Origin of the sequence: Burkholderia sp. BKH01, from assembly GCF_025685725.1 — a bacterium.
GTDB classification, from domain to species: Bacteria; Pseudomonadota; Gammaproteobacteria; order Burkholderiales; family Burkholderiaceae; genus Burkholderia; species Burkholderia pyrrocinia_C.
Genome location: NZ_JAOTQT010000003.1, coordinates 178,761 through 199,222, shown reverse-complemented (window position 1 = coordinate 199,222; position 20,462 = coordinate 178,761). Strand labels below are relative to the sequence as shown.

Genomic DNA, 20,462 nt, shown 5'->3' with positions numbered 1-20,462 from the left:
ACCCATGCACAAGAATCTCGCGCTGTTCGACCTCGACCACACGCTGCTGCCGCTCGACAGCGACCAGGCCTGGAGCCGCTTCATCACGCGGGTGGGCTGGCAGGAGGACGACGCGCACACGGCGCTGATCGACGAGCACTACGGCCACTACGCGGCCGGCACGCTCGACATGGACGCGTATCTCGCCGTGACGCTCGCGCCGCTCACCCGCTACTCGCGGGAGCAGCTCGAACGCTGGCATGCGCAGTTCATGAACGAGGTGATCCGGCCGGCGATCACGCCGCAGGCGCGTGCGCTGGTCGACCAGCATCGCGAGAACGGCGATCTGTGCTGCATCGTCACGGCCACAAACGTGTTCGTCACGCGGCCGATCGCGGCCGAGTTCGGGATAGAGCACTTGCTCGGTATCGAGCTCGATACCGACGACGGCACGCCCGGCGGGAAATTCACCGGGCGCAGCACCGGCGTGCCGAGTTTCCGCGAAGGGAAGATCGTGCGCACGGCGGCGTGGCTGGATTCGCTCGGCTACGCGCCGGCGGATTTCGAGCGGACCTACTTCTACAGCGATTCGATCAACGACGTGCCGCTGCTCGACTACGTCACGCATCCGGTCGCGACCAATCCCGACGCTCGGCTTTCGCAGGTGGCAGGTACGCGCGGGTGGCCTGTCATGAAGTTGTTCTGATTCGGGCGATATGCTCTGCTGTCCATTTCATGTTCGGAGGGGAAATGAAATCCGGAGTAAACAGCAACGATCCTGATCAATCAGGAATCCGATTCGAATCGGATCGAAAGGATGTCGTACCGCCGCCACGGTCGGAAAGCCGCTTTCCGCACTGGCGCGGCGTTTTCATGATCGCGTTTCTTTGCACGCTGGCCGCTTGCGGCGACGGCGGCTCGGGTGCGGCGGGCAATGTCGCCGCCGCCCGCGCGTCGGCACCGGATTCGGCCTCCACGCCGGTCCTGCACTGCGCGAGCGCGTGCCACTGACCGACGCAGGCCCCTCGGCCGGCCGACTGCCCGCGCGATGCGCGGCGAACCGCAGCGTCCGGCAAGTCCGACCGGCAATCCAAGACAGAGAGCGATCATGCAAAACCAACCCAAGACACGACGTCAGTTCCTCGCCGATGCGCTGAAGCTCGCCGGCGCCACCGCGGTCACCGGCATGCTGCCCGAGAGCATCCTGCGCGCGCAGTCGATTCCGGCGGCGACCGTCACCGGCACCCTTCAGGACGTCAAGCACGTCGTGATCCTGATGCAGGAAAACCGGTCTTTCGACCATTACCTCGGCACGCTGCGCGGCGCGCGCGGCTTCGGCGATCCGCGGCCGGTCGTGATTTCCAGCGGCTATCCGGTATGGCGCCAGCCTTCGCTGCTGTCGTACGTGTTTCCGTTCAACCCGTCGCCGCCCGTCTCCGGCGTCGCGAACGGCGACACCTATTACAACGATCTCGATCACAGCTGGAGCGGTACGCACAGCGCGTGGAACAACGGCCGCTACGACAACTGGGTCGCGGCGAAGACCAGCGGCACGATGTACTACTTCACGCAGAACGACATTCCTTTCTATTACGCGCTGGCGAGCGCATTCACCGTGTGCGACAGCTACCACTGCTCGATGCTCGGCCCGACGGACCCGAACCGCCTGTATCTGTGGACCGGTTGCTGCGGCAATGTCCCCGGCTATTCGCCGTACACGACGAACACGATGACCGGCACCGGCTGGACCACGATGCCGGAGCGACTGAACGCGGCAGGCGTCACGTGGAAGTTCTACCAGGACAAGGGTAACGGGCTGGATTCCAGCCACGGCTACGGCGAATACAACGGTTCCAGCAAGGATCTCTGGTGGAACGGCAACTACGGCGACAACGTCATCCTGAACTTCAGGCAGTACCAGAACCTCGGCGCCGGCGATCCGCTCGCGCCGGCGCTCAACGGCACGCAGATCGATCCCACCGGCGGCGGCAAGGAATACGATACGAACCTCTTCAGCCAGTTGCAGACCGACGTCGCGAACGACACGCTGCCGCAGGTGTCGTGGATCGCCGCGCCGTATGCGTATTGCGAGCATCCGTCGTGGGCCGCGAGCGGTGGCGAATGGTATGTAAGCAACGTCCTCAATGCGTTGACGTCGAATCCGAAGGTGTGGGCCAGCACGGTGCTGCTGGTGATGTATGACGAGAACGACGGCCTGTTCGATCACGTGCCGCCGGCCGTCCCGTCTGGCGCCTACGCGGGCACCGGCCAGTCGACGGTGTCGACCGCGGCGGAATTCGTCGCCAGCGGCGGCGGCGCATCGGACGGCTCGGCCAGCGGCGACGTGCCGATCGGGCTCGGCCCGCGCGTGCCGATGTTCGTGATCTCGCCGTGGTCGAAGGGCGGCAAGGTCAACTCGCAGGTCTTCGATCACACGTCGGTGAACCGCTTTCTGGAAGCGCGCTTCGGGCTTCAGGAAACCAACATCACGCCGTGGCGCCGCACGGTATGCGGCGATCTCACGTCGGCGTTCGACTTCACGAATCCCGACCAGACGATTCCGGCGATCCCCGGTGCGGCCAGCAACATGGACCCGAACGGCTGGACGGTACTGATCCCCGCCCCGACCACCACCGCGGTCCCGGCGCAAACGGCCGGCCGCAACACCGCGTGCCGGCTGCCGTACGAGTTCTTCGTCCAGGGCAAGGTCAACCGGTCCGGCAAGACGCTAGCGCTGACGATGACCAACACCGGCGCGGCCGGCGTGCATCTGCAGGCGTGGGTCGACGGCACGAGCACGATCCCGCGCCAATACACGATCGGCGCCGGCACGAGCGCGTGCACGAACCTGTCGGATTCGCTCGCGCTGAATTCGGGCGGCGGCTACGACTACTCGATCTACGGCCCGAACGGATTCCTGCAGACGTTCCGCGGCAACATCGGCGCGTCGGGGAACACGGGATCGGCGGCCGAAGTCAGCCTCTGCTACGACGTGCAGAACGGCAACGTGCAGATCACGCTCGACAACTCCGCCGGGTCGAGCGCGACCACGTTCCAGCTCGTCGACAACGCGTACGGGATGAACGCGGCGCAGTCGGTCAGCGTGCCCGCGGGCGCGACGCAGGCCGTCACGTGGTACGGCGACGCCGGCTGGTACGACGCGAGCATCCGCGACGCGAGCGATTCGAATTTCCTGCGCCGTATCGCCGGCTGCGTACAGGCGCAATCCGGCACGTTGCTGACGGATTCGGCGATCGGCAATACGAACGGAAAATTCGTCGCGGCGCTGGCGTCGCAGGGGTCGTCGTACGGCACGCTGCGGTTCGACTACGTCGTGCCGCCGTGGCGCCACAGCCCGAAGAACTGGGTGGGCATCTATGCGCGCGGCGCGCAGCCGACCAAGGGCGGCTACAAGTCGTGGGCATACCTGCCCAAGAGCACCGGCTCGCTGCTGTTCTCGTCGACCGCGAACAGCACACTCGCGTCGGGCCAGTACGACGCGTGGTATCTGTTCGACGACGGCTATACGCCGCTCGCGGGCCCGATCGCAATCAGCATCTGAGATCGCGGCGGTCCCGCCGTTGCCCAAGGGCCCCGGCCGGCGCGCACGCATGTTGCGCGTCGCCGGGCACCTCGCTTACACGAGCAGGTCTTCGTGGAACGCGCCGAACGGCCGCGTCGGATGCGCGATCTGGATCTCGAGGATCCACAGGCCGGCGGGCGGCTCGCCGGGTTCGTGGCGATCGCGCAAAGCTGGAACGGCATGGCCGAAGTTGCGGAGCTGGCCGTCGACCGTCGTTGCCGGCGCCAGGGGATCGGGCAGTTCCTGCTGGCGGCTGCCGAGGCATGGGCACGAAACCAGGGGTTCGGCTTCATGCGGCTGGAAACGCAGGCGAACAATGTCGCGGCCTGCAGCACGTATGCACGCTCAGGCTTCGTGCTCGGCGGCCACGACCGCTTCCTGTACGCGGATGGCGACAACGACGGCGAAGTCGCGCTGTTCGGGTACAAGGACCTGCGCGACGGGCAGACCGCCCGGAGCCGCACGGTCGACCCGGAATCGGTGCGGCCGGTGCGCTGACGCGGCGCCGCCCATCGCGTCGTTGCCTCGTCACTTCCGCGTTGCCACGACGAACAGGCGCGGGAACGGCAGCAGCACGGTGCCGTCGCCGAGTGCCGGATAACCGTTCGGACCGGCGAGCGCCTCGCGATAACGCGCGAGGAACGCACGCTGTTCGCCGTCGTCGAGCGCCGCGAGGAACGGCCGCAACGCACTGCCCTTGAACCATTCGACGACCGCGTCCGCGCCTCCGCGCAGCGGGTGGTAGTAGGTCGTGCGCCACACGTCCACGCGCGAACACAGCGGCGACAGCAGCGCGTAGTAATAACGCGCGTCGAACCGTTCGGTGCGCGCCGCGCCTTTCAGCTTGTCCGCCCACGGCCCGGCCGCCGCGACTTCGCGCATCAGCCGGTGCGCGGGTTCGTCGAGATTGTCGGGCATCTGTACCGCGAGATGGCCGCCCGGCGCAAGCCGGCCGACGAGCTTCGGAAACAGCGTGTCGTGCGCGGGCACCCATTGCAGCACCGCGTTCGACAGGATCAGGTCATAGCCGCCCGGATCGTCCCACGCGGCCACATCGGCGATATCGAAACGCAGTGCCGGCAGGCGCTTGCGCGCGGCCGCGATCATGTCCGCCGACGCGTCGATTCCGTGGATCGTCGCGTCGGGCGCGCGTGCGATCAGCGCTTCCGTCGAATTGCCGGGCCCGCAGCCGATGTCGATCGCGGTGCGGATCGGCGTGCGCGGCACGGCGGCCAGCAGGTCGCGCACCGGCCGCGTGCGCTCGTCCTCGAATTGCACGTACTGGCTCGCGTATTGATCGAGTGGGGTCGTCACGATGGTTCTCCTTGTCGGCATGGGCGGCGCCGCCGCATCCGGGCGCGGGACGCATGCGGCCGCCGATGCAGCGCATTCTGCGACTGACACGGCACTTCAGTAAAATGAATTTAATATCGTTATTGATTCAAATTTCTGATGAAAATCGATACGCTCGGTGTCCAGGCTTTTGTCGCGATCGCCGACGGCGGCAGCTTCCGGCAGGCGGCCGACGCGCTGCACGTGACGCAGACGGCGATCACGCAACGGCTGCGCAAGCTCGAGTCGTATCTCGGCGTTGCGCTGGTCGAACGCACGACGCGCCGCACCACGCTGACCGAAATCGGCCGGCGTTTCCTGCCGCAGGCGCGGCGGCTGCTGAACGAACTTTCCGATGCGCTGACCGAAATCCGCGAGACGGGCCTGAGCCAGCGCGGCGACGTCACGATCGCGTGCGTGCCGACGGTCGGCGTGCAATACCTGCCGCGCATTCTGCGCGCGTTCTCCGGGCACCGGCCGCACGATCGCGTGAAGATCCTCGATCACGCATCGGCGTCGGTGCTGCAGGCCGTGCTGCGGCGCGAAGCCGAATTCGGCATCAGCATAGCCGGCGACCAGCACCCCGAACTCGTCAGCGTGCCGCTCACGAACGACCCGTATGTGCTTGTCTGCCGCGACGATCATCCGCTCGCGAAGCGGCGGCGCATCCGCTGGGCGGCACTGCAACCGCATCCGCTGATCTTCGCCGGCGAAGTGAGCGGCAACCGCGGGCTGCTCGAAGGCGCGCTGAAAACCAGCGGCGTGTCGCTGCATTCGTTCTACGAAGTGCAGCGCAGCTCGACGGCGCTCGGGCTCGTCGCCGAAGGACTCGGTGCGGCCGTGGTGCCGAAGCTCGCGATCCAGAAGAACGCATATCCGATGATCCGCACGATCGAGCTCGTCGAGCCGTCGGTATCGCGCACGCTCGTGCTTGTCACGCGCAAGAGTGCGCAACTGTCGCCCGCGGCGCGGGCGCTCTACGACATGATCGTCGAACGCGCGACGCCTGGGCGGCGATTCGCGAGCGGGATGGGCATTGCGCTTGCCGCCACCCGCTCACGATGTCAGCGGATGTCAGGAACGGGCCGGTAACCGCGACAACGCGCTCAAAGCGTCTTGACCATGAACACGCGCGCGGTCCCTTCCGGCTCGCACGGCACTTCGCCGAAGGTCTCGTAACCCTGCTTCCGGTAGAAGTCAGGCGCCTGGAACGAGATCGTGTACAACACCGCGCGTGCGCACCCGCGCCGTTTTGCTTCGGCTTCGGCCTCGCGCAGCAACCGGCTGCCGAATCCGCCGCCGCGCAGCGATTCGGGCAGGTAGAACAGATCGATGAAGAACAGGCCGAGCGAAGTCCGGCCGGTGAGGCCGCCCAATACCTCGCCGGTCGCGGGATCGGTCACGTAGACGTCGAGCGCGGCCGCGTCGGCGCGCCCCGTCATCGCGTGGTTGAATTCGCCGAGCTTGCGGCTGATGAAGTCTCGTGCGGCCGGCTGCTCGGTGTCGGTCAGTCGAAGGGTAACGTCGGGATGGGTTGTCATCGGGCGAACGCGTGCGTGAAAAGGCCGCCGGGCGTGCAGCACCCGCTGCGGGCGTCGCACGACTATAGCGCGTCGCCCGCGCGCCGGCATGCGCTCGGATCGAGTGCGACCGGCGCTGCCGCTGCAACAGCACGAACGGCGAGCGCATCGCGCGGCCGCCGCTTCGTTGCACGTTGTCGCGTTGCGTCGGCGCACGCCATCGCGAACGCCGCCTTCATGTCGGTCACGCTGCGCCGCTCGCGCACGATCTACCCGGCGGCACGAAAGCCGCCGGGTGGACCGAAGGATGGAGAAACGAGCAGCCGAGGCGGCTGCGCCGTGCGACCTGTGTGTCGCGCGGATCACGTCACTTCGCGTTCAGTTCCTTCCAGCGCCGGTAGACGCCGATCGCGTCGCCGTGCTTCTGCTGCACCATCGGCAGCCGGCGTTCCCCGATCGGCTTCGCATACTCGGCATAAAACGTGTCGAGTTCGAAGTACTTGCGGTCGTCGCGGTAGAACGGCGCGTAATCCTCCCGCGTCGTGATTTAGATCACGCGCTTCGGGCTGCAGTAGTACAGCGATCCGAGGCACATCGGGCACGGGCTCGCGAGGATGTAGATCTCGCAGTCCGTCAGGTGCTCGGTGCCGAGCTTGCGGCACGCGTCGCGCACCGCGAGGATCTCCGCATGCGCGGTCGGGTCGCTGGTCTGCGCGACGAGGTTCGGGCTCTGCGCGACGATCTCGCCGTCGCGGACGATCACCGTCGCGAACGGGCGGCCGCCCTCTTCCACGTTCTTCATCGCGAGATCGATCGTGCGTTTCACAAAATCCATGGCTGTGTCCTCGTAGAAACGGAATGGCCCGACGTGCACGGGCCGGCGGCCGACGCACGTCGGGCGAACCAGCGGGGCGGCGCCATTGCGGCACCGCGCCGGCGTCGGAACAGTCAGAACGGCTTGGTCGGCAGATACTTGCCGTCGAGCGTGATCACCGCGCGCGAACCGCCTTCGGGATCGTCGACCTTCTTCACGTCGAGCCGGAAATTGATCGCGCTGATGATGCCGTCGCCGAACTTCTCGTGAACCAGCGCCTTCAGCGTCGTGCCGTACACCTGCAGCATTTCGTAGAAGCGGTAAATGGTCGGGTCGGTCGGCACGCGGTCGTCGATGCTGCCGCGCAGCGGGATTGTCTGCAGCAGCAGCACCGCGTCGTCGTCGAGGCCGAGCTTGTCGGCGACGACGCGCGCGGCGCCGGCCGGCAGCGCGTGCTGGCCGAGCAGCGCGGCCGTGACGAATGCTTCGCTCAGGCCCGTGCCTTCGGTGAGCTGCGCGAACGACAGGTTCTTGCGCGCCTTCGCGAGGACGACGGTCTCCGCAAGCGCGTGGCGGGCGGTCTGACTGAGCTGGGACTGGATCATGGCAATACCTCGTGGTTGGGTGGGAGCAATTCAGGCCGCGACGGGAAGCGTCGCGGGCGTGGCGCGGACGTCGGGATGTTCCGCCAGGGAGACGAACCGGCCGGTCGCGCCGTCATGGGCGTCGATGCAGCCGGATTCGATGTCGTAGACCCAGCCGTGCAGCGCGAGACGCCCTTCTTCGAGCGCGAGCCGCACGGCAGGGTGCGTCTTCAGGTTCGCGAGTTGCGCGACGACGTTCTCGCGCACCATCGAATCGATCCGCTCGCGTTCGCTGCAATGCGTGCGCGCCTCGTTCACGACGCGCGCCGAATCGGCGTAGCGCAGCCAGTGGCCGACGGCCGGCATGTGGTCCATGCACTGGCAGGTCGCGATCGCGGTCATCGCGCCGCAATCGGAATGCCCGCAGATCACGACGTCGGTCACGCGCAGCGCGGCCACCGCGTATTCGACCGAGGCCGACACGCCGCCCGGCTCGGGGCCGTATGACGGCACGATGTTTCCGGCGTTTCGGATCACGAACAGATCGCCCGGTTCGCGCTGCGTGACGAGTTCGGGCACGAGCCGGCTGTCCGAGCACGAGATGAACAACGCACGCGGGTTCTGGCTGCGCGCGAGATCGCGGAACAGCGCGGCGCGCTCCGGGTAGGCGTCGCGCTGGAACTTCAGAAAGCCTTCGATGATGTCCTTCATCGCGTGTCCTCCGGTGTGGGTGAAATCGATGAAGGGCAGGTTACGCCGGACTTCCAATAACGTAAAAGACTGATTTATGATCCAGTGGATAAGCAAAATTTATAGGAAACGCGATGCTGCTGCGCCATATCAACTACTTCCTGGCCGTCGCCGAACACCGCAGCTTCACGCGCGCGGCCGCCGCGCTGCACGTGTCGCAGCCCGCGCTGTCGCAGCAGATCCGCCAGCTCGAGGAGACGCTCGGCGCACAGCTGTTCGACCGCACCGGGCGTGTCACGCGCTTGACCGACGCCGGCGACGTGTATTTCCGCTATGCGCGCCAGGCGCTGCACGATCTCGCGGAAGGACGGCGCGCCATTCACGACGTGCAGGATCTCAGCCGCGGCTCGCTGCGGATCGCGGTCACGCCGACCTTCACGAGCTATCTCGTCGGGCCGCTCGTCGAGGCGTTTCACGGCCGCTATCCGGAAGTGTCGCTGTCGGTGCGCGAGATGTCGCAGGAACGCATCGAGGCGCTGCTCGTCGACGACGAGCTCGATGTCGGCATCGCGTTCGACGAGGTGCAAACGGCGGATATCGAAGTGGAGACGCTGCTGGTCGAGACGCTCGCGCTCGTCGTAAACCGCCGGCACGCGCTCGCCGGGAAACGCAAGGCCGGCCTGCGCGCGCTGCACGGCGCGCCGCTCGTGCTGCTCACGGCCGAGTTCGCGACGCGCGTGCAGATCGACCGTTATTTCCGCGAGCACGACGTGCGGCCGCGTGTGCTGATGGAGGCGAATTCGCTTGGTGCGGTGATCGAGATCGTGCGTCGCACGGATCTCGCGACGCTGCTGCCCGCGACGATCGCGGCCGGGCACGACGATCTCGTCGCCGTCGCGCTCGACCCGGCCGTGCTGCGACGCACGGCGGTGCTGCTGCAGCGCAAGGGCGCATACCGGAGCGCGGCCGCGCGCGCGTTCGTCGAGCTGGCGCTCGCGCTAGGGGCGGGAAAGGGAAAGCGGGAAGGCGATTCACACCCGGCGCGCCAAAGGGCGGCCGGCAAATGAACGCCTGAATTACATCGAATCGACGCGAAGAAACGCGTCAGTTGTAGCCAAGAATCGCCACCGCCGCGACGTCCGGCCGATCGTGCGTATTCCCGACGAGCGACGTCATCGGCTCCTGCAGCACGGCCTGATACGACGTCACGCGCGCCTCTTCCGGGACGCCCGCGTCTTCCGGTTCCGGTTCGTCGAATGCGTCGAAACCGCTGAAGAACCCCGACTGCTTCTGCGAAAAAGTCATCTCCACTCCTTTGATATGTCGTTGATGTTCTAACTGACCTGCTTCAACGCCGCCTCATGCACATGCGTGCCGTCATGCACGGCCTCCGATCGCGCAAGCTGCGCGCGCGTGCGCCGCGTGATGTGAATCACCGCGAATACCACCGGCGCGATCAGCAGGCCTTCCGCCAGCTCCGGATCGACCGGCAGGTTCATCACGTGCAGCGCCTTGAACGCCGCCGTCGCGAGCGACAGCACGTAGTACGAAATGGCCGCCACCGACAGCCCTTCGACCGCGTGCTGCAGATGAAGCTGATTGCGCGCGGTGCGCTCCATTCCGGCCAGCAGGCGCGTCACGTCCTTTTCCTGCGCGAGGTTCACGCGCGTGCGCAACAGGTCGACCGCACGCGCGATCCGCGCGGCGATCTGCTCGTGGCGCGCCCACACGCTGCGGCACGTCTCCATCGCCGGCGCAAAACGCCGCTCCATGAATTCGGCGATCGTCGGCATTCCTTCGATACGCTCCTCGCGCAATTCGTGGATGCGCGCCAGCACGAGCTTTTCGTATGCACGCGATGCACTGAAACGCGCACCCGAACCCGACAGCGATTCGACCCGCACCGCGAGATGCGTGAGCTTGACGAGCAGCGCCGCGTCGTCGCCGTCGGCGCCGCTCGCGTCCATCCGCTGCATCAGCGCATGCAGTGCCGCGTGGATCTCGTCGAGTTCGCGGCTCATCCGGCGCGCGACGGGCAGCGCGAGCAGCGCCATCATCCGGTACGTTTCGATTTCGTACAGACGCTGCAACAGGCGGCCGCCCTGCTCCTCGCGGAAATCCTCGTCGACGACGAGAAAGCGCATGAAGCCGTCGTCACGCACATGCCAGTCGCAGAACACCTTGCCGCCGCCGAGCACGTTGCTGCCGACGAGCGCGGGCCCGTCGATCCAGCGGCGCAGGTCGCCGCAGACGAGCCGCGCGGCGTCGCCCGACAGCAGTTCCATCCGCACCGCGACGAAACGGATGCCGGCCAGCCGCGCGAACCATGCGGCCGGAATGCCTTCGATCGCGAGATCGTCGAAATAGCCGGTGTCGCGACGCGGCGCGACGAACGTAAAGGTCGAGAATTCGGTGTGGCGTTCCCACTTCAGGTGCCAGCCGCACGGCGACTGCACCGCGTAGTGCGTCGCGCCTTCGTGCGGCGAGGCAATGCCGGTATCGCGGCACAGCGCGTGCAGCAGCGTTTCGTGGATGTCGGGCTGGCCGTCCGCGTAGATCGCGTAATGCGTGAGCGACACGGCTTCGGCAAGCCGCAGGAACGGCCGCGCATGCAATTCCGCGGCCAATGCGGCGCGCAACGGATGGTCCATCATCGATACACCACTTTTCCCTGTTCAAGCCTGCGTGCCGGGCAAAACGCCAGCGTAATTGCACTATGGCAGACACACAGCAACAATAAAAACGCATAATGCTGATCGTTACGTTCAGTTTTCCTGATACCCATGAAGATGCTCGATCACGACGTGCTGGCCACCGTCGTCGCCGTCGCGGAAACCGGCAACATGACCCGCGCCGCCGAAGCCGTGAACCGCTCGCAGTCGGCCGTGAGCATGCAGATCAAGAGCCTGGAAGACGCGATCGGGCGGCCGCTGTTCGTGCGCAAGCCGCGCAGCATCGTGCTGACGCGCGAGGGCGAGGTGCTGCTGGGATTCGCCAGACGAATGCTGGCGCTGCGCGACGAGGCGTGGGCGGCCGTAGTGCGGCCTGAAGTGACCGGTAAAGTGGTGATCGGCGTGCCGGACGACTATGCGTCGTCGCTGCTGCCGTCGGTCCTGAAGAAATTCTCGGCGACCTACCCGAAGGTCGAGATCCAGGTGATGGGGCTGCCGAGCAGCGCGCTCGCGCCGCTGATCAAGGAAGGCACCGTCGATCTCGTGTGCGGCACGCGCATCAAGGGGCTGACCGGCGACTTCATCCGCCACGAGCCGATGGCGTGGGCCGCGATGACGAACGGGCCGCGCGTGTGGGAGGAGCGGCCGCTGCCGATCGCGGTGTTCATGCCGGGCAGCGTCGCGCGCGAGAACGCGATCCGCAGCCTCGAACGCGCGAAGGTGCCGTACCGCACCTCGTATGAAAGCCCGAGCCTGCTCGGGCTGCTCAGCATGGTCGAGGCCGGCCTCGCGGTCGCGCCGCTCGCGCGCTGCGCGATTCCCGCGCAACTGTCGATGCTTGGCCGCTCGCACGGGCTGCCCGACCTGCCGCCGCTCGAACTGATTCTCGCGCGCAGCACGAAATCGAAGCGGCCGCCGTGCGACTTTCTCGCGGAACAGTTGATGGAGGATCTGCAGCGGCAGACCGGGCAAACCGGCGACGCGTGATCAGCGCGTCGCGCCGAACCCCGCCGCGGCCAGCGCCGCGTTGACGTTCGCCGCGACCGCATCGACGAGCGCCTCGAGCGTATCGCCGCGCAAGTGCGCGTGTTCCGGCGCGACATGCTCCGCACGTCGCCAGCCCCACTGCGCGCCCGACGCGACCGACAGCGTCGCGCCGAACCGGTTGCCGTGACGGCGGCCGAAGATGCTCACGCGCCGCGCGTCCAGATACGCCTGCTCGGGCAGGCAGAGATGGATCTCGACCGCGACCTGATCGGGATCGTTGACCCGCGCGGCCGGGTTGACCGCCGGCGCGAACACCTTGCCGATCCGCAACGTCACGCAGGTTTCCCACGCCGCGAGCGGCCCGCCGGCCGCATCGACGCGCTCGGTGTCGACCGACCACTGATGCCCGTCGGGCACGACGATCGCCTGATGCAGCAACATTTCGGCCACGCGCACCGTCGTCACGAGCTGCCGCGCGAGCTGCCGGCCCGACGGCAGCGACGCCGTCCGCGCGCGGCGGCTTGCCGGCCGCGCGCTATGCACTTCTTCCGTGAGGTACATGGATACTCCGTATTCAGGATCGGCACCGCGACCGGCGATCCGGCGGCGAATCAAACGAGCAACAAGCAACGAACGCGCAATAACCGTTCCCCGGCTCACCGGGCCCGCGGCCCGACGCGCAACCGGCGCGCGACGGGCCCGATCACTGCATCGGCCTGCTGCGCGATCAGCATGTGCAGCGTGAAATCCAGATCCTCCGGCGCGATCTCGAAGTGAACATGGATCACGTCGCGCACGGTGCGCGCGCTGACGACATACACGCCGAGCGGCGAATGCAGCAGCGCCGCGAGGCGTGCGCGCGCGCGTTCGCCGGAGTCGGCCGTCAGCGTGACGGCCAACTGCAGGCGCGGGCGCGGCGGCGGGAACGGAATGACGTTGTTGCGTGCGCCGGCGCGCAACTGGCGGCCGGCGACATCGAAGGCGGGAGCGGGATGGATGAAGGTCATGGAGCGGACGGAAGCCGTCTCGGCTGTTCGACACGTCCCCAGCTTAGAAGAGACCGCATAAACGTCGTGCAAAAAAACGGTACGTCGGTGCAAAAAACGGCATGCGGGGCGCGGCGCGCGCCACCCGCTTCATGCTCGCCCCGCTACGCGAACGCCTCGAGCGATGCGCGCCGCCGCTCGTCGACCATCGATTCGATCAGCGACACCAGATCGTCGGTCAGCGGATCGCAGATGCCGGGCGAGCGATGCAGTTCGAGATCGGCCGCGGGCAGCGGCGGCAACCCGTCCGTTGCGTCGAGCACGCGCCAGTTCTCGGGCAGCGTACAGCGATCGATCATCGTCACGGCCGCGCCGTGGTTCACCGCGATCTTGATGCCGGTCGGGCTCTGGCTCGTATAGACGACGTGATACGGCCGCTCGGCCGCCGCGAGCGCCTGCAGCCCGCGCTGCCGGTAGCAGCAGGTCTCGGGAAACAGCGCGAGCGGCACCGACGCATGTGGGCCGAGCGCGAAGTCCCGATGCGCGGCCCACACGACGTCGTGACGGCCGAGCAGCCGCCCGCCCGCGTTCGGCCCGTGCCGCACGACGAGCGCGACGTCGAGCTCGCCGGCCTGCAGCCGTTCGAGCAGTTCGAGCGACGTCCGGCATTGCACGTGCAGGCGCGCGCCCGGCCGCATCGCATAGAACGACTTCAGCAGGTCGGGCAGCCACAGCTCCGCGTAGTCCTCGGGCAGCCCGAAGCGCACGACGCCGCGGTCGCTGCTCGTCTGCTTCAACGCGATGATCGCGTCGTTCTGCACCTGGATGATCCGCCGCGCGTGGATCAGGAAATTCTCGCCGTCGCGCGACAGTTCGAGCCGCCGGCTGTTGCGCATGAACAGGTGCGTATCGAGCCGCTCCTCGAGCGTGCGGATGCGCAGGCTGATCGTCGACTGCGTGCGATGCAGTTGCCGGGCCGCCGCGGTGAAGCCTCCGCTTTCGACGACGGCGACGAATGCCCGGATCAGCTCCGGATCGAGCGAACTCAGCTTCGACCAATCGGGCTTCTGAATGGCAGCCATCGGAATTACTCGCTTTCGAAAAGAAAAGGGAAGACGAAAGATAGAGCTCGGAGTACGGATAGCGCTCGGAGTACGCCGATTGTTGTCCAGATGCGCTCGGCCCTCCAACCCCTGCCCGGGTATGACAAACCCGGAGCCGGTACGCGAACGCCCACCCGCCGATCCCGCCCCGCATGCCGTCACGGCGACGGCCGCGGCCCGCCCGGCGGGCGTTCGCGCGCCGGGCCCAGGGCTTTCCCGGAGACGACGAAAACGCATACCTCGATCAGAAAACATCGATTCACCGGCCGCGCCGCGGCCCACCACAATCGCCTCACACCCAACCTCATCGACGAGACACCGCAATGACCGCATCCCAACCCAGGCAGCTCTACATCGGCGAAGGCTTCGAAGGCCCCGGCGTCAACCTCGCGCACATCAACGTGCTGGTCGGCCCGCGCAACGGCCCGGCCGGGCAGGCGTTCGCGACCGCGCTCGCGACGCCGTCGGCCGGCCACGCGCCGTTCGTCGTGATCGCGCAGCCGGGCGTGCCGACCAAGCCGCTCACGCTGTACGTGAACAAGGCGCAGATCGCCGGCGACTTCCACGGCAACGCCACGTGGGGCGCGTCGCAGGCCGGCATCGCGAAGGCCGTGGCCGAAGCGCTCGAGAACGGCACGCTGCCGCCCGAAGCGGAGAACGACTGGGTCGTCGTGTCGGCGAACTGGGTGAACCCGCAGACCGACGACCTCGACGCCGTGTTCGAGAACAACTACCGCGCGTGCCGAAACGCGATCGTCGCCGCGATGGAAGGGCTGCCGCATCGCGACGCCGTGTTCGCCGCCGCGCGCGACGTGTCGAACCCGTTCTACACGCCGAAAAAGAACTGACGGACAACGCGCGGCCGGTCAGGCCGCACCAGGAGGAAGCATGGAATACGTCCGCCTCGGCCAGTCCGGCCTGAAGGTGTCCCGCCTGTGTCTCGGCACGATGAACATGGGCACCCCCGAATGGAAGCCGTGGATCTTCGACGAAGCGCAGAGCGAGCCGATCGTGCGCCGCGCGCTCGACGCCGGCGTCAACTTCATCGATCTCGCGGATTTCTATTCGACGGGCGTCGGCGAGGAAGTGGTCGGCCGCATCCTGAAGCGCAACGCGCGCCGCGAGGAGCTCGTCGTGACGACCAAGGTCGGCTACGACATGGGCAACTACCCGAACGCGGGCGGCCATTCGCGCAAGCACGTGCTCGACGGCATCGACGGGTCGCTGAAGCGCCTCGGGATGGATTACGTCGACATCTTCATGCTGCACTTCTTCGATGTGAACACGCCCGTCGAGGAAACGATGAGCGCGCTGCACGACATCGTGCGCGCGGGCAAGGCGCGCTACATCGGCGTGTCGACGATGTACACGTGGCAGTTCGCGAAGATCATGCAGGCGTGCGAGCGCAACGGCTGGGACAAGCCGATCAACATGCAGCTGCAACTCAACCTGGCCTATCGCGAGGAAGAGCGCGAGATGGTGCCGTACTGCATCGACCAGGGCGTCGGTGTGTCGGTGTTCAGCCCGCTCGCGCGCGGCCTGCTGACCTGCGAGCCGCAATCGACGCGCAACCAGACCGACTTCTTCACCGCGCAGATGTACGGCGACGCGTCGTCGCTCGCGATCGCCGAATCGGTCGCGAAGGTCGCGAAGCGGCGCGGCGTGCCACCCGCGCTGATCGCGCAGGCGTGGGTGCTGAGCCGGCCCGGCATCGCGAGCATGCTGGTCGGCGCGGATTCCGTCGCGCAGTTCGACAGCGCACTCGGCGCGCTCGAAACGCGGCTGACCGACGAAGAACTGCATGAACTGGAACGCAACTACACGCCGTGCGACCTGATCAACGACTACACGGCCGGCAAGCGCATCGCGCGCGCGTCGCGTCCGGCGCAGGGCAGTTTCGCGGCCGAATGAAGCATTGAAGCACGGAAGGAACGACACACGATGAACGAATTTCTGAGGACCGGCCATTACATCGGCGGCGAATGGCACGAATCGCATGGCGCGAGCGACGCGACCTACCCGGTGCTGAATCCCGCGACCGGCGAGACGATCGCGAAGGTCGCGAAAGGCGGCGCCGACGACACGCAGCGCGCGATCGATGCGGCCGCGCACGCGTTCCCCGCGTGGCGCGCGCTGACCGCGAAAGAGCGCGGCGCCCGCGTGAAGCGCTGGGGCGAGCTGATGCTCGAACACCGCGACGCGCTCGCCGAGCTGCTGACGCGCGAACAGGGCAAGCCGCTCGCGGAAGCGCGCGGCGAAGTCGCGTACGCGGCGAGCTTTCTCGAATGGTTCGCGGAAGAAGCGAAGCGCATGTACGGCGACGTGATCCCGAGCCCGAAGCCGAACGCGCAGATCGTCGTCACGCGCGAGCCGGTCGGCGTCGTCGCGGCGATCACGCCGTGGAATTTCCCGCTCGCGATGATCACGCGCAAGGCCGGCCCCGCGCTCGCGGCCGGCTGCACGATGGTGCTGAAGCCGTCCGAGGAAACGCCGCTGTCGGCGTTCGCGCTCGCGGTGCTCGCCGAACGTGCGGGCGTGCCGGCCGGCGTGTTCAACGTCGTGTCGGGCGACGCGGTCGCGATCGGCGAGACGCTGACGAGCTCGCCCGTCGTGCGCAAGCTGTCGTTCACGGGCTCGACGCAGGTCGGCAAGCTGCTCGCGAAGCAGTCGGCAGACACGCTGAAGAAGCTGTCGCTCGAGCTCGGCGGCAACGCGCCGTTCATCGTGTTCGACGATGCCGATCTCGATGCGGCCGTCGAAGGCGCGATCGCGTCGAAGTTCCGCAACACGGGCCAGACCTGCGTGTGCGTGAACCGCTTCCTCGTGCAGGACGGCGTGTACGACGCGTTCACGCGCAAGCTCGCGGACGCCGTGCGCAAGCTGCGCGTCGGCAATGCGCTCGCGGGCGACGTCGACCAGGGTCCGCTGATCAACGAAGCGGCACTCGGCAAGGTCGAGCGGCACGTCGCCGATGCAGCCGCGAAGGGTGCGAACGTGCTCACCGGCGGCAAGCGCCACGCGCTCGGCGGCACGTTCTACGAGCCGACCGTGCTGACCGGCATGACGCCCGACATGCTGGTCGCCGAAGAGGAAACCTTCGGCCCCGTCGCGGGCTGCTTCCGCTTCGCGACCGAGGACGAAGCCGTCGCCGCGGCCAACGATACGCCGTTCGGGCTGTCCGCGTACTTCTACACGCGCGACCTCGGCCGCGCGTGGCGCGTATCGGGTGCGCTGGAAAGCGGGATGGTCGGCATCAACGACGGGATCATCTCGACCGAAGTCGCGCCGTTCGGCGGCGTCAAGCAATCGGGGCTCGGCCGCGAAGGCTCGAAGTACGGCCTCGACGAATACGTGGAACTCAAGTACACGCTGATGGCCGGCCTCGGCCGCTGACCGCTGACCGCTCTGCGCGGTCGATCCGCGCCGCGCGCCCCCGGCCGCGCGGCGCCTCGCACGGCTCTCGCGACGTCGTTCGACGCGTGCGCGCCCCATGCATGACAAATCCGGAGCCAGCTTGACTCAAGCCAACGTTCGATCCGGCACCGCGCACGCGTTGCCGCTCCCGCGCGGCGCCGATGCGCCGCATCGCCCCGTCGCGCTCGACGACGTGCCGCTCAACCGCTTCCACGTGAAGATCGCGGGCCTCACGTTCGGCGCGCATTTCACCGAGGGCTACACGCTCGGCACGATCGGCTACGCGCTCGCCGCGCTCGGCAGGCAAATGCCGATCGATGCGTTCTGGATGGGGATGATCGGCAGCTCGGCGCTGATCGGCATCTTCTTCGGCAGCCTCGTGTTCGGCTGGCTGTCCGACCGGATGGGCCGGCAGAAGATCTTCCTGACGAGCTTCGTGATCATCACCGCGGCCGCGTTCGCGCAGTGCTTCGTGAGCTCGCCGCTCGAACTGTGCGTGCTGCGCGTGCTGATCGGCTTCGGGATGGGCGGCGACTTCACGGTCGGCCATGCGATCCTCGCCGAATTCTCGCCGCGCAAGCATCGCGGCGCGCTGCTTGGTTCGTTCAGCGTGATCTGGACGATCGGCTATGTCGCCGCGAACGTGCTCGGCCTCGCGTACAGCGACGCGGCGCCCGACGCATGGCGCTGGCTGCTCGCGTCGGCCGCATTGCCCGCGCTGATCGTGCTGGTGCTGCGGATCGGCACGCCCGAATCGCCGCGCTGGCTGCTCGGCAAGGGGCGCGTGCAGGAGGCGCGCGCGATCGTCGCGAAGCATTTCGGGCCGCACGTGATGCTCGATGGCGCCACCGAGCCGTTTGCGAACGCGGGCTTTGGCCGGCTGTTCCGGCGCGACCTGATCCGCCGGACGGTCTTCAACTGCGCGTTCTTCGTATGTCTCGTGATTCCGTATTTCGCGATCTACACGTTCCTGCCGACGATCCTGAAGACGATCGGTCTCGCCGAAGGCTTCGGCGCGGACCTGCTGCTGAACGCGTTCCTCGTGCTGGGCGCGCTGATCGGCATCTGGCTGACGATCCGGCTGTCGCGGCGCGGCTTCCTGATCGGCTCGTTCGCGGTGACGTGCGCGTCGCTCGTCGCGCTGGCCGTGCTGCCGTCGTCGGCCGCGCTCGCGATGATCGTCGCGTTCGCGATCTTCACGCTGACGATGTCGGCGTTCAGCAACCTCGTCGGCGTGTTCCCGCCGGAGTGCTTCCCGACCGAAGTACGCGCGTGCGGCGTCGGGCTGGCGATCGCGTGCAGCCGGCTCGGTTCGGCGATCGGCACGTTCCTGCTGCCGGTCGGCATCGCGACGCTCGGCTTTCACGCGACGATGTTCGCGCTGGCGGGCGTGCTGCTGGTGGGGACGATCGTGTCGATTGCATGGGCGCCGGAGACGAAGCATCTGACGCTGGAGGAGGCGTCGGGGCATTGACGATGGAGGCAGGCTTCGTGCTTGCCCGCGGCGTCGCGCTCGTGGCTTTCGTATCGACACACAGCGCGCGCGCCGCGGCGATGCGGAATTCGATTTGAACGAACCCGGCAGGGGCCGGGTTCTTGCATGTTGGCCGGAAGTTCTTCGCATGCCCGGCGGGACGGGATTCGCGAAATCGCTCAGGAGCGGTCAACGAACATCGTCGTCGTGATCGACGCCGCATCACGATCCAAGGGCCACCCGCCTGCCCCCCTACCCCCTCCTCGCCGCCTGCTCCCGCAACCACGCGGCAAACGCGATCACCTGCTCGACCGCGACGCTCTCCGGCTCGACGTCGAGCCAATACCCGAACGGCCCGATCGGCTGCACCGGCGACAGCCGCACGAGACTGCCCTCGCCGATCTCCTCCTCGATCATGTTCAGGTCGACCACCGCGAGCCCCGCCCCCTTGCGCGCCGCGCGGATCGCCTGTTCGAGCGTCGAGAATTCGATGCCGTCGCCGATCCGCTCGACGTCGACGCCCGCCTGCTCGCACCAGTCGGCCCACAGCGTCAGGCGCTGGCCTTCGTGCAGCACGTGCAGCGACGGCAGCCGGCCGAACAACGCATCGAGCGCGTCGCCGCGATAGCGCGGTGCGCCGACGAGCGCATGCCGCTCCATCATCAGCAGCTCCGATTGCATCCCGGGACGCGCCGCGCGCCCGAAACGGATGTGGCAATGGCCATCGTCGGCCGGCTCCGTGCGGATCGACAGCTCGACGTCCGGCAACGCTTCCGCGAGCGTGCCGAGTCGCGGCGAAAACCACTGCGTCGCGAACGTCGGCGGCAGCGACACCGTCAGGCGCCGCTTCGCGCCCGGCCGCGCGGCAGCGATTTCGCCGACGCCGCGCTCGATCGTGTCGAACGCCTGCGCGACGAACGGCAGCAACCGCTGGCCGGCATCGGTCAGGCGCACGCCCTTGTGATCGCGCTCGAACAGCCGCGCACCGAGCGCGTCCTCGAGCAGCCGGATCTGCCGGCTCACCGCGCCTTGCGTCACGCACAGCGAGACCGCCGCGCGATTGAAGCTCAGGTGACGCGCGGTCTCCTCGAAAAATCGCAGCGCGATCAACGATGGCAGGCGTCGCATGATGTGTGTTCCTCTCGTTCGTGTTGCAGCCGGCCACCCCCGCCGGCAAGCTTGCGGGCAGCTTTATGGCAGAAAAGCTCGCCGCGCGGCAGGCCGTGAAAACCCCGATGTCCGGCGCGCGCGATTCCGGCCATCGGCCGCCGACGCCATCACGGCCCCCTCGCTTCCGGCCGCCCGCCTACAATAAGCATCCCGC

Annotated in this window: 21 protein-coding genes and 2 pseudogenes; 11 read left to right on the top strand and 12 right to left on the bottom strand. The window is 67.5% G+C overall.

All coding sequences use genetic code 11. The annotated features are described in order from the left end of the window. The first annotated feature begins 4 nt into the window (after positions 1-4). The 3 genes from OEJ37_RS06525 (at position 5) to OEJ37_RS06515 (ending at position 3,541) form a co-directional block, all read left to right on the top strand. Complete coding sequence (locus tag OEJ37_RS06525) at positions 5-685, top strand: HAD family hydrolase (RefSeq protein WP_174416701.1); 681 nt, start codon at positions 5-7, stop codon at positions 683-685. Between the two features lie 167 nt (positions 686-852). After that, positions 853-990 carry a hypothetical protein gene (locus OEJ37_RS06520; protein ID WP_244130618.1) on the top strand — a complete coding sequence of 46 codons (138 nt, stop codon included), beginning with the start codon at positions 853-855 and terminating at the stop codon, positions 988-990. Positions 991-1,087: 97 nt separating this feature from the next. Beyond that, the gene (locus tag OEJ37_RS06515; protein WP_263343611.1) at positions 1,088-3,541 is read left to right on the top strand and encodes a phosphocholine-specific phospholipase C; all 2,454 of its coding nucleotides are present in this window, start codon (positions 1,088-1,090) and stop codon (positions 3,539-3,541) included. A 75-nt stretch (positions 3,542-3,616) separates the two neighbouring features. On the opposite strand, the pseudogene OEJ37_RS34895 reads toward OEJ37_RS06515, so the two are convergent. Continuing rightward, positions 3,617-3,703, bottom strand: a pseudogene (locus tag OEJ37_RS34895) ((Fe-S)-binding protein); the annotation flags it as partial. Between OEJ37_RS34895 and OEJ37_RS06510 the strand changes: the two are divergent. Next, positions 3,692-4,060, top strand: a pseudogene (locus OEJ37_RS06510) (GNAT family N-acetyltransferase); the annotation flags it as partial. The pseudogenes OEJ37_RS34895 and OEJ37_RS06510 overlap by 12 nt on opposite strands. A gap of 30 nt (positions 4,061-4,090) precedes the next feature. On the opposite strand, the gene tam reads toward OEJ37_RS06510, so the two are convergent. Then, positions 4,091-4,876: a trans-aconitate 2-methyltransferase gene (gene tam / locus OEJ37_RS06505; RefSeq protein WP_174416704.1), complete on the bottom strand. Its 786-nt coding sequence runs from the start codon at positions 4,874-4,876 to the stop codon at positions 4,091-4,093. 138 nt (positions 4,877-5,014) lie between these two features. Here tam and OEJ37_RS06500 point away from each other — a divergent pair, with 138 nt between their 5' ends. After that, positions 5,015-5,986: a LysR family transcriptional regulator gene (locus tag OEJ37_RS06500; RefSeq protein WP_263343609.1), complete on the top strand. Its 972-nt coding sequence runs from the start codon at positions 5,015-5,017 to the stop codon at positions 5,984-5,986. A 14-nt stretch (positions 5,987-6,000) separates the two neighbouring features. Here OEJ37_RS06500 and OEJ37_RS06495 read toward each other — a convergent pair whose 3' ends face one another. From OEJ37_RS06495 to OEJ37_RS06480, 4 genes are all read right to left on the bottom strand, one after another. Next, positions 6,001-6,435 carry a GNAT family N-acetyltransferase gene (locus OEJ37_RS06495; protein ID WP_175942531.1) on the bottom strand — a complete coding sequence of 145 codons (435 nt, stop codon included), beginning with the start codon at positions 6,433-6,435 and terminating at the stop codon, positions 6,001-6,003. Between the two features lie 526 nt (positions 6,436-6,961). Further along, positions 6,962-7,249: a nucleoside deaminase gene (locus OEJ37_RS06490; RefSeq protein WP_263343605.1), complete on the bottom strand. Its 288-nt coding sequence runs from the start codon at positions 7,247-7,249 to the stop codon at positions 6,962-6,964. 113 nt (positions 7,250-7,362) lie between these two features. Then, positions 7,363-7,833, bottom strand: a complete 471-nt coding sequence (gene cynS, locus OEJ37_RS06485; protein ID WP_174416708.1) for a cyanase — start codon at positions 7,831-7,833, stop codon at positions 7,363-7,365. Positions 7,834-7,863: 30 nt separating this feature from the next. Beyond that, positions 7,864-8,523: a carbonic anhydrase gene (locus OEJ37_RS06480; protein WP_263343603.1), complete on the bottom strand. Its 660-nt coding sequence runs from the start codon at positions 8,521-8,523 to the stop codon at positions 7,864-7,866. 113 nt (positions 8,524-8,636) lie between these two features. Between OEJ37_RS06480 and cynR the strand changes: the two genes are divergently transcribed. Further along, entirely contained in the window at positions 8,637-9,569 is a 933-nt protein-coding gene (gene cynR / locus OEJ37_RS06475) for a transcriptional regulator CynR (RefSeq protein ID WP_263343602.1), read from the top strand. A gap of 37 nt (positions 9,570-9,606) precedes the next feature. Here the strand turns inward: cynR and OEJ37_RS06470 are convergent, their stop codons facing one another. Continuing rightward, positions 9,607-9,807 carry a hypothetical protein gene (locus OEJ37_RS06470; protein ID WP_263343601.1) on the bottom strand — a complete coding sequence of 67 codons (201 nt, stop codon included), beginning with the start codon at positions 9,805-9,807 and terminating at the stop codon, positions 9,607-9,609. Positions 9,808-9,836: 29 nt separating this feature from the next. Then, positions 9,837-11,156 (bottom strand): DUF3422 family protein, encoded by a 1,320-nt coding sequence (locus tag OEJ37_RS06465; RefSeq protein ID WP_263343599.1) that lies wholly within the window; start codon positions 11,154-11,156, stop codon positions 9,837-9,839. A gap of 129 nt (positions 11,157-11,285) precedes the next feature. Here OEJ37_RS06465 and OEJ37_RS06460 point away from each other — a divergent pair, with 129 nt between their 5' ends. Then, positions 11,286-12,161 carry a LysR family transcriptional regulator gene (locus OEJ37_RS06460; protein ID WP_027782171.1) on the top strand — a complete coding sequence of 292 codons (876 nt, stop codon included), beginning with the start codon at positions 11,286-11,288 and terminating at the stop codon, positions 12,159-12,161. On the opposite strand, the gene OEJ37_RS06455 is transcribed toward OEJ37_RS06460, so the two are convergent. From OEJ37_RS06455 to OEJ37_RS06445, 3 genes are all read right to left on the bottom strand, one after another. Further along, on the bottom strand, positions 12,162-12,722 hold the full coding sequence (locus OEJ37_RS06455) for a hypothetical protein (RefSeq protein WP_263343593.1): 561 nt from the start codon (positions 12,720-12,722) through the stop codon (positions 12,162-12,164). It abuts the gene before it with no gap. 95 nt (positions 12,723-12,817) lie between these two features. Then, positions 12,818-13,168, bottom strand: coding sequence for a hypothetical protein (locus OEJ37_RS06450; protein WP_263343592.1), 351 nt, complete (start codon positions 13,166-13,168; stop codon positions 12,818-12,820). A 143-nt stretch (positions 13,169-13,311) separates the two neighbouring features. Beyond that, positions 13,312-14,229 carry a LysR family transcriptional regulator gene (locus OEJ37_RS06445; protein ID WP_174416715.1) on the bottom strand — a complete coding sequence of 306 codons (918 nt, stop codon included), beginning with the start codon at positions 14,227-14,229 and terminating at the stop codon, positions 13,312-13,314. Between the two features lie 344 nt (positions 14,230-14,573). Here OEJ37_RS06445 and fae point away from each other — a divergent pair, with 344 nt between their 5' ends. The 4 genes from fae (at position 14,574) to OEJ37_RS06425 (ending at position 19,138) form a co-directional block, all read left to right on the top strand. Continuing rightward, on the top strand, positions 14,574-15,098 hold the full coding sequence (gene fae, locus OEJ37_RS06440; RefSeq protein WP_031397394.1) for a formaldehyde-activating enzyme: 525 nt from the start codon (positions 14,574-14,576) through the stop codon (positions 15,096-15,098). Between the two features lie 40 nt (positions 15,099-15,138). Next, positions 15,139-16,161, top strand: coding sequence for an aldo/keto reductase (locus OEJ37_RS06435; RefSeq protein ID WP_263343588.1), 1,023 nt, complete (start codon positions 15,139-15,141; stop codon positions 16,159-16,161). A 30-nt stretch (positions 16,162-16,191) separates the two neighbouring features. Beyond that, positions 16,192-17,643, top strand: a complete 1,452-nt coding sequence (locus OEJ37_RS06430; RefSeq protein ID WP_263343587.1) for an NAD-dependent succinate-semialdehyde dehydrogenase — start codon at positions 16,192-16,194, stop codon at positions 17,641-17,643. Positions 17,644-17,803: 160 nt separating this feature from the next. Then, positions 17,804-19,138 (top strand): MFS transporter, encoded by a 1,335-nt coding sequence (locus tag OEJ37_RS06425; RefSeq protein WP_263343860.1) that lies wholly within the window; start codon positions 17,804-17,806, stop codon positions 19,136-19,138. A 252-nt stretch (positions 19,139-19,390) separates the two neighbouring features. On the opposite strand, the gene OEJ37_RS06420 is transcribed toward OEJ37_RS06425, so the two are convergent. After that, on the bottom strand, positions 19,391-20,266 hold the full coding sequence (locus OEJ37_RS06420) for a LysR substrate-binding domain-containing protein (RefSeq protein ID WP_175917352.1): 876 nt from the start codon (positions 20,264-20,266) through the stop codon (positions 19,391-19,393). Positions 20,267-20,462: the final 196 nt, after the last annotated feature.